The organism is Rhizobium sp. M10 (assembly GCF_002531955.1).
GTDB classification, from domain to species: domain Bacteria; phylum Pseudomonadota; class Alphaproteobacteria; order Rhizobiales; family Rhizobiaceae; genus Rhizobium; species Rhizobium etli_C.
The window spans coordinates 1-8,637 of record NZ_NWTA01000051.1; the positions used below are offsets into that span (position 1 = coordinate 1).

4 protein-coding genes and 3 pseudogenes are annotated in these 8,637 nt (G+C 57.5%); 4 read left to right on the forward strand and 3 right to left on the reverse strand.

Annotation, left to right across the window (positions count from 1 at the left end; genetic code table 11):
• Positions 1-255 (forward strand): annotated as a pseudogene (locus tag CO671_RS34055) (hypothetical protein); the annotation flags it as partial.
• 229 nt (positions 256-484) lie between these two features.
• On the opposite strand, the gene CO671_RS32600 reads toward CO671_RS34055, so the two are convergent.
• Together CO671_RS32600 and CO671_RS32605 are read right to left on the reverse strand one after the other, a co-directional pair.
• Positions 485-1,858: an ISNCY family transposase gene (locus CO671_RS32600; protein ID WP_097609216.1), complete on the reverse strand. Its 1,374-nt coding sequence runs from the start codon at positions 1,856-1,858 to the stop codon at positions 485-487.
• A gap of 117 nt (positions 1,859-1,975) precedes the next feature.
• Positions 1,976-2,218: pseudogene (locus CO671_RS32605) on the reverse strand (biotin/lipoyl-containing protein); the annotation flags it as partial.
• 626 nt (positions 2,219-2,844) lie between these two features.
• On the opposite strand from CO671_RS32605, the gene CO671_RS32610 reads away from it, so the two are divergent.
• The 3 genes and pseudogenes from CO671_RS32610 (at position 2,845) to CO671_RS32630 (ending at position 6,552) form a co-directional block, all read left to right on the forward strand.
• Complete coding sequence (locus CO671_RS32610) at positions 2,845-3,573, forward strand: carbonic anhydrase (protein ID WP_029532496.1); 729 nt, start codon at positions 2,845-2,847, stop codon at positions 3,571-3,573.
• Positions 3,574-4,263: 690 nt separating this feature from the next.
• Entirely contained in the window at positions 4,264-4,890 is a 627-nt protein-coding gene (gene tnpB / locus CO671_RS34445; protein ID WP_237353184.1) for an IS66 family insertion sequence element accessory protein TnpB, read from the forward strand.
• Between the two features lie 74 nt (positions 4,891-4,964).
• Positions 4,965-6,552: pseudogene (locus tag CO671_RS32630) on the forward strand (IS66-like element ISRle3 family transposase).
• A gap of 130 nt (positions 6,553-6,682) precedes the next feature.
• Here the strand turns inward: CO671_RS32630 and CO671_RS32635 are convergent.
• Positions 6,683-7,615, reverse strand: a complete 933-nt coding sequence (locus CO671_RS32635; protein ID WP_012489540.1) for a cation transporter — start codon at positions 7,613-7,615, stop codon at positions 6,683-6,685.
• Positions 7,616-8,637: the final 1,022 nt, after the last annotated feature.

Below are 8,637 nucleotides of genomic sequence, written 5' to 3' on the forward strand. Positions count from 1 at the left end.
GAGCAAAGCTTGGGGGCATCGATCTTCGGCACCCCACAGTACACGCTGCCTGTGGACGACTTGGGAGGATTTGTCCCTCCGAGCTGGCAACACGGCAATCAACCGGTACCAGATGACCTTCTGCCTGCAATGTACTTGTTTGACTTGCTGCCGAGCGCGGACAAACCCACCAACTTCAGTATCCATGGTGTGCCCTACACGGCCACTCTGGGGCCATCAGGCATGCAGAGCGACATTTACCTTTTCCTGCAATAGGGTGGAGATGGATCGAGCAATAGATGCCAGTCGTTCTTACATTCTAACTTTGCGGTTACAATTGCTGTCAAAGCTGATTAGAGGGGCGACATTGTCAGCCAGTTAGAAACGCGACGCTGGCTCTGATGATCAGCCCCGATCCGACCGGCTGGGCCGGGTTGAAAGGGCGGAGCGGGGGCGGGTGAGGGGCGCCCATCGGCTTTAGCTTTAAGACGATGCGATCGACGCCTCACTCGGCAGCATCGCGCTTTGCCAGCGCAGCTTTATGGCGTTCGATGACGGCCGGATCGTTCGTAAAATCCTTCCGCCGTCCCGGACCGTGAGCACGTCGCACATAGCCGTTCATCTCGCTGTTGGTCATCACCACCGGCTTCGACGGCTGCTCCTGACGCTCCTTGATATAAGACAGAACGTCGCCGAGCCGTTTGTTCTCGGTGATCGCCGCATGCGTCACCCGCTGGTCCTTGTCGAAGGTTTTGTAGGGCAGGGAATGTCCCTTCCATCGTACATCGAGGCGGCCGTCGGCATAGGCATAGGTCTCGACATAGCGGCCGGCCAATCCGCGCGTCACGTCGCTCTCCTCCAGCATGATCCGCTTACGCTCGAACGAAAACGTCAGCTGCGATCCGACATAGCGCTGCTCGCGTTTGCACAGGATCTCTTTCAACCGATCCGGTGCAAGATTTACCGGCCGGTGCAGGTCATCGGATCGGGCAGGGACAATCGCAAACCGCCCATTGTAGTCCACCATGAAGCCCGGCAGAAATGCATTGCCTGCCTCCATGCTGTCGATGCCTGCCAGTCGCAATTCCTTGACCAGACGATCCTGCAGCGTCCGGTTCATCCGCTCGACACGGCCTTTGGCCTGGCTGGAGTTTGCACAGAGAATCTCGATGTTTAGCTCTGAAAGCGCCCGCCCGAACTGGGTCATGCCCTGGCCGCCCTTGGCATCCTTCTTCGCCACCCGGAACACTGAATGCTTATCAGAATAAAAGGCGACCGGCGCTCCGTGATGCTTCAGATAAAGCTCCAGTGCATCGAAATAGCTGAAGGCGCTTTCCGAGCGCACGAAGCGCAACTGCATCAACTTGCCCGTGGCATCGTCGACGAACACCAAGAGCGAGCACGGATCTCCACGATCTTCAAACCAGCGATGCTCGGACCCGTCGATCTGTACCAGCTCGCCATAGGCTTCGCGCCGCAAGCGCGGCTGATGAAACGTCCGCCGCTGCTTGCGTGACAGCCACAATCCGGCCTGCGTCATCCAGCCGCGCAACGTCTCGCGCGACACACGCAATCCATCGCGCTCGGCAAGCTTCTCGGCCGCCAGCGTCGGACCGAAATCCGCATAACGTTCACGAACCAGCGTCACCGCATAATCGCGAACACCATCGCTGATCCGGTTGTTCGACGGCCGGCCGATCGCCTTGTGCCGGATCGATGCCGCACCGGTCGTTCTGATGCGATCCAACAGCCGCCGCACCTGGCGCTCGCTCAAATCAAGCACATGCGCCGCAGACACCAGCGTCATCCGGCCGGCGATCACCTTCGACAGAACCTCGATCCGCTGCAGGTCGCGCTCGCTCATCGCTATCAATCCCATCCGCAAATCTCCGCCGTCATCGAAAACGGGGAGAGTGTGACATTCCAACTTTGCAGAATCAGGACATTCTAACTTTGCGGCTACAACACCAAATAGCATAATCAACGTTATGGAACTTTACGCTGAACCGGCCGCGATAGTTACAAGCAGGTCCTTGGCATCGATCTGGTCGCCGGCTTTGACGAGAACTTCGGCGATCGTGCCGTTCTCCTCGGCGTGAATTGCCGTTTCCACCTTCATCGCTTCGGTCGACACCAGCACATCGTCGGCATTGATCGCCTGTCCGGGCGACATAAAGACGCGCGAGATGGCGCCCGGCATCGGTGCGCCGACATGAGCGGCATTGCCGGGTTCGGCCTTGGGTGCGAAGACGGCGGCCGGTGACGCTGAGGAATTTTGCGAGCTCTTGCTGTTGGTTCCTCGCGGACCCGAGCCGCATCTCGTTGTGCACCTAACCGGCTCGGCTCACGTGACAACAAACACAAGAACATCTGGTTGTTTCTATCAAGTTTGGCGCAGGAGGCGCAGGAGGAAAATCAACATGACTGTCGCGGCTAGGCCCATGATTGCCAAAGCGTATAGGCCTGTAGAAAAACCTCCGGGCTGACTACGGAGATACCCTATAACGAATGGCCCCACAAATGCTCCTAGGTTCCCGAGTGAGTTAATGAATGCGATCCCGCCGGCGGCAGCGGAGCCACTAAAGAAGCAGAAGGCAGCGCCCAAAGGGTCCCTTGCAACCCAATATGCCGCGCATGAGCATCCCTCGCCAGAACCCGTCAGGGCCGGGTTGATCTACCGTACGGCCGGGGCAATACTCCAGGATTGGCTTAGCTCCTCCGATGCGTCAAAATTCCGCTTGATGAGTGCCATATCAAGGCATAACCAATCGGCCATTCTCCGATTCCCGGAGAATTGCCGGACATGACTTGGAGCAGGTGCCATTTCTCCGCAGCCATCCCGGATATTGCAAAAGGACCGATACCATGTGCTTTGAATGCAATTCCTCCCCACTCAGCCGTCGCTCCCTGCTGAAATTTGCCGGCATCGGAGGCGTGGCCGTCATGACTGCAGGCTTTGACATGACCATGCCGGCATTCGCCTCGAACGCTCCCGCCCTCCTGCCGGATGAAGCACTGGCAAAACTCCAGGAAGGCAACAAGAAATTCGTCACCGACACGGAAGCCTGCGCCGCCAATATTTCCAAGCGCCGGCAGGACGTCGCCAAGAGCCAGGCACCTTGGGCGATCGTGCTGACCTGTTCCGACAGCCGTGTCGTGCCGGAACTTGTATTCGGCGGGGTGACGCTCGGCGAACTCTTCGTCGCCCGCAATGCCGGAAACGTGGTCGACACCGATGTGCTCGGCACGATCGAATATGGCACCGAACATCTGCATGCGCCGCTGATCGTCGTCATGGGCCACAAGCGTTGCGGGGCGGTCTCCGCCGCCTGCGAGGTCGTGTCCAAGGGCACCAAGCTCGATGGCTCAATCGGCAAGATGACCCAGCCGATCCTGCCCGTGGCTTTGGCGGAGACCGATCGCGGCGACAATTTTGTCGACAAGACCGTCCATGCCAATGCCTTCAACGGCGCCGAGCGCATCCTCACCGAAAGTGCGATTGTTTCTCGCCTGGTCGAGGAAGGCAAGGTGAAGATCGTGCCCGCCTATTATGATCTCGATACCGGCGTGGTCGATTTTCTGCACAAGGTCTGACCTACGAGGCGACTTCATGTTGCCGACGGCTATCCGCGGGCGCCTCGTCGCGTTCGCGGAACCATAGTCGCTGATGACCCTTGCCGCCCGCAGCATCACCCGGCGGGTTACGCGGGCCGGAGCTGAGGTCGCGAGCTGGCTGCCTGGGCGACGCTCTTCTGGAAATTTCCGACCATACGCCTGCGCAATTTGGTGAGCTCAATCGACAGGTCCGACAGCTGCGCGATGACATCTATCGGAACCTGGGCAGCTGGGCCGCGCCCTCCTGAGCCAGTACAAGGACATAGGCGTCGCTCGTTTCAAAGAACGCGAGACAATCGGCCTCCGGCAGGATCTCAACAAGATCAAGACGGCGAAACCGCCTGTGGAGCTTGAACGCAAAGGCGCGATCTGGGTTCAGCCAACCCTATTCGCTGAATCGAGTATCGCGCCTGGAGGCATAACGGAAAACTACGGCATCGAAACTGGCCGCATTGATCGAAGATTGGTACGAACCGTGAAATTGACGTAAGCGACAAGCTGACCCCATCTGGCGTCAGTAGCGTTGGCCGCTGTATTGCGGACAGACGATTCACAAACTGTGAGCTTCTATGTCTGCGCCTAGCTCTGGAACTAGAAACTTCCATATGATCGAGGCTGTTCCGGAACGGCTTGAGGGCGCCCCACGGCAATTTCGGCGCCGCTGGTCCGATGATTTTAAAGCGCGGGCTGTGGCTGAGGCAATGGAGCCCGGCGCAAGCGTCTCAGCCATTGCGCATCGCATCGGCATACATCCCTCGCAGCTATTTGGCTGGCGTCGTGATGCTCGTGACGGACAACGATCTTCCTCGCAAATCGGGCTGGTCAGACGGAGACTGGGACGATTGGCACACGTGCGATGATCGAGCTTATCATCGGCGACGTCGTTATCCGGGCCGACGCAGATATCGGCGAAGCACACCTGCAGCGGGTGATCCGAGCGGTGCGGTCGGCATGATCCCGTCCGGCGTGAAGGTCTTTCTTGCGAGCCATCCCATCGACTTCCGAAAGGGGCCGGACAGCTTGCTTTCGCTGGTACGGGATGCTGGCAGTGATCCGTTCAACGGTGCACTTTATGTCTTTCGGGCCAAGAGAGCAGACCGAGTCAAGATCGTGTGGTGGGATGGCTCCGGCGTTTGCCTCTATGCGAAGCGGCTGGAAAAAGCCCAGTTCTGCTGGCCCCGGATCGGCCATCATCGCGTCCAGCTCAATCATGCCCAGCTTCTGGCTTTAGTCGACGGAATGGACTGGAAGCGGGTTCGATCCACGCCGGTGAAGCCTCCCGAGATTGTTGGGTAAAACCGCTGCGGCGAAGTGAATCAGGTCCCTGAAAGCATGGGCGGAGCGCGGCAAAATATGCTCTGATCATACCCATGACGCGGCCCGAGATTGAGCTCCCGGATGATGTAGAGGCTCTCAAAGCCATGGTTCTTGCCATGGCCGCAAAAGCAGCCCGCGTCGAGGCTTTGGAGAAGCAGGTTGACGATCTAGAGGCCCGCAACGCGGACGCCGATGAGCGCATCGAGCGGCTGACGCAGATCCTGAAGGCTTTCGATCGCGCCCGATTTGGCCGACGCTCGGAAAGGCTTGCATCATCCACCGTCGATGACGAGCAGCACGCCTTTGTCTTCGAAGAGATCGAGACCGGCATTGCGACGATCAAGGCTCAGGTCACGAAAGGCCGCGGTAGCGCGGACAGCAAACGCGCTCCGCGGCCACGCAAGGGCTTTGCGCCTCATCTTGAGCGCGTCGAGGTCGTGATCGAACCGGAAGAGCTTCCAGAACATGCAGGTAAGACCAAAATCCTGATTGGAGAAGACGTCTCCGAGCGGCTGGATGTCGTGGCAGCGAAGTTCCGTGTCATCGTCACCCGTCGGCCGAAGTATGCCTTTAGGAACGAGGATGGTGTCGTCCAGGCGGCGGCTCCGGCACATATCATCGAAGGTGGCATTCCAACGGGAGCACTTCTGGCCCAGATCGCCGTTTCCAAATATGCCGACGGGCTGCCACTCTATCGCCAGGAAGCCATCTACGCACGCGACAAGACTCGACCGCAAGCTGATGGCTCAATGGATGGGCAAGCTGGGGTTCGAGCTCAATATCCTCGCCGACTACATCCTCGATGAGATCAAGAAGGCCGAACGGATCTTTGCCGACGAAACGACCTTGCCCACACTTGCACCTGGTTCCGGATCAGCGAAGACGGCATGGCTATGGGCGTATGCCAGGGATGACCGGACTTTTGGGGGCAGCGGTCCACCGATGGTAGCCTATCGCTTCGAGGACAGTCGAGCCACCGAGTGTGTCGCACGACACCTGAGCGGCTATCGTGGAATCCTGCAGGTCGACGGATATGCCGCTTATAACAAGCTCGTCCGGAAAGATGGAGGCAATGACAGCGCCATCCTGGCCGGCTGTTGGTCGCACAGCCGGAGAAAGTTCTACGAGTTGCATGTCGCAAAGAGCTCGAAGGTCGCTACAGACACCGTCGAGCGTATGGCGAGGTTATGGGAGATCGAGGAGCGTGTGCGCGGCCAAAGCCCTGAAGCTCGTGTCGCTGCACGCCAGGAGATCTCCGCAGCGATCGTCCGTGACCTCTTCACTCTCTGGCAGGCGACCCTGCCACGGGTCTCTGGAAAATCCAAACTCGCCGAAGCTCTGCGGTATGCCATCTCGCGTCGAGACATCTTCGAGCGCTTCCTGACCGACGGCCGCATCGAACTCGACTCCAACATAGTCGAGCGAGCAATCAGACCCCAAGCGATCACGAGAAAAAATAGTCTATTCGCTGGAAGCGACGGTGGCGGCCGGACTTGGGCGACCATCGCGACGCTCCTGCAAACGGCAAAGATGAATGCAGTCGATCCGCAAGCTTGGTTGACCCAGACGCTTGAGCGCCTTGCGAATGGATGGCCCAGCAGTGAAATCGACGCGCTCATGCCATGGAACTACGCCGCCTGAACGGCCACGGCTTGTCGCTTACAAATTGACGCATGGTGGCTGGAAAAAACGCCGAGCTATGCATCCGGTTCGAGGATCACGCCCGCTATGGAATGCCTGCGATACAGGGCTCCAAATTCGGTTCAAAATCCTAATCCGCCCACTCAGGATCGGTTGTAAAGGCGATGGTGAGCCGACGACTCGGACCCTCGTTACCAATCGCGAGCCCGATTTCGTCACGGATCTTATCCCATTCCTGCAATTTCCTCGCCGGGAGGTCCTCTGAGACAACGAAATGTAGCTCGATTTGCCGGCCTCGGCCGACCCGGGCCACATAAGCCCGGTGGGATATGAATCCATGTCGTTCGATGATTGTTTTGGCGACCGCGTCAACTTGTTGTTTGAGATCTAATGGCGTAACAAGCAGTATGTCGGCGAGCGCTCGCCGAACCGTGCCCGCCGGAATGGGAATGATCACAATGCAGATTAATGCCAGCGCGACCGGGTCAATAAACGGCGAGATCCATTCGTAAGAAGACCCCTGAATGAAATATCCGATGGCAAACGCGACGAGTAACCCGATCGTTAGCCCGGCGGACATCAGCCAAGCTTTCGTATCCAGGGCAACGAAATCAGATTTGATCTTACGATTAGCTCGATCACCAATAACCCCCATGGTGGCTGTCACACCGAGTGTTACGACGGAGTAGACGATCGCTTGACTAAAGTTGAGCGGACGTCCCCCATGCAAAATGCTGCCGATTGCGTTGACAAGTGCGTAAACAGCCGACCCGGTTATGAGAATGCCGTTGAGAGCCAAGACTATGGGCTCAAGATGCCAGAACCCCATCGTGAAATGCTCGATAAGTTTTCCTTTGCTGGAGGGCGCTTCGGATGACGCGATGAGCTTTGTAACAAGCAGAGCTACGACAGTCATAGCAGCGTCCGTCAATGCGTAGACACCATCGAATATGATTGCGAACGAACCTGAAATGATCCCGAACAAAATGCCGATGCAGGCAAGGAGGATGGTAACGGCAATTGAAACGCAGAGAAGCCCCTGCTCCGTTCTCATGAAATTCATAGGCTCAGCCTTATAACTTACGTTTCTTTATGGTCCTCTGGACGCGGTACAGACCATCCAATTCAGCTACTGAAGCGAGCACATCCACTTTTGGATCAAGGTACCTTTTTAAATTCAAATGCTGACCTCTCCTGTCCAGTGGGCTCGCATGAGCGTCTTTCACATACCTGGCCACAAGACAAAATCGCCTCGCTGTGTTCTGGCAGTGCGGCCTCGACTATCTAAACAAGGGCCAATTTTGCTTTGCAGGTAAAGCGGGGCTGGACATGATGCACGACACGGAAGGACGCATGAACATAGTCCAGCACTTCGCTGACGGTCTCGCCGCCGCGAATGAAGTCGGAGCCACCACAGATAGGGCATGAGCAGGCCACCTGTTACACGTCATCATGGCACGGCCGAGGTTGCAGAGCTTGCGCGGCGATAGGGCTCTCGACGCATCCACGTCATCCGGCAGGTTCGAATTCCGTTGACTCATGGTTGGATCTGATTTGATGAGAGGCGTTCCAAAGAACGCCGAGGTTTTCGCCCTCATGATAGGCTGTGGCTGACACCACGTTCTAGTCTAGCGATGATCGGATCGTCGAGCCCTTTGGCGACTCCTGTAATTACGGCTGGATTGCCAGATGGAAAAGAGCAGGCTTGCGATATACGCCCACTGAAGAAGCAACAAACTAGCCACCATTGCAACGATGACTTCGTGGATGGAATGCCAGACGAAGTAACTCGTTAGTGCCTTCGCCCAGACGACGAGCAGCAGGAGGCCGCAAAAGATTGTGAAACGCAACACCGTTCTCCTGATTTGTTCGCGAGATTGCGCAGCAATGTCGTCTGCGGCAACGAGAGTCTGGCAGTTCTTCAGGCGGCAACCGCCGCGTGGTTGAGAGCCATGATCATGCCAGTGAGCTCACCATCGAACTCTCGTTCTGGCCATTGCAAATGCTGAGATTTTGGCAGCGGCGGCGCGGGACTGCAGCTTGCGGACCTTCTTCAGCTGCTCCACAATGTCTGACATGATCTCT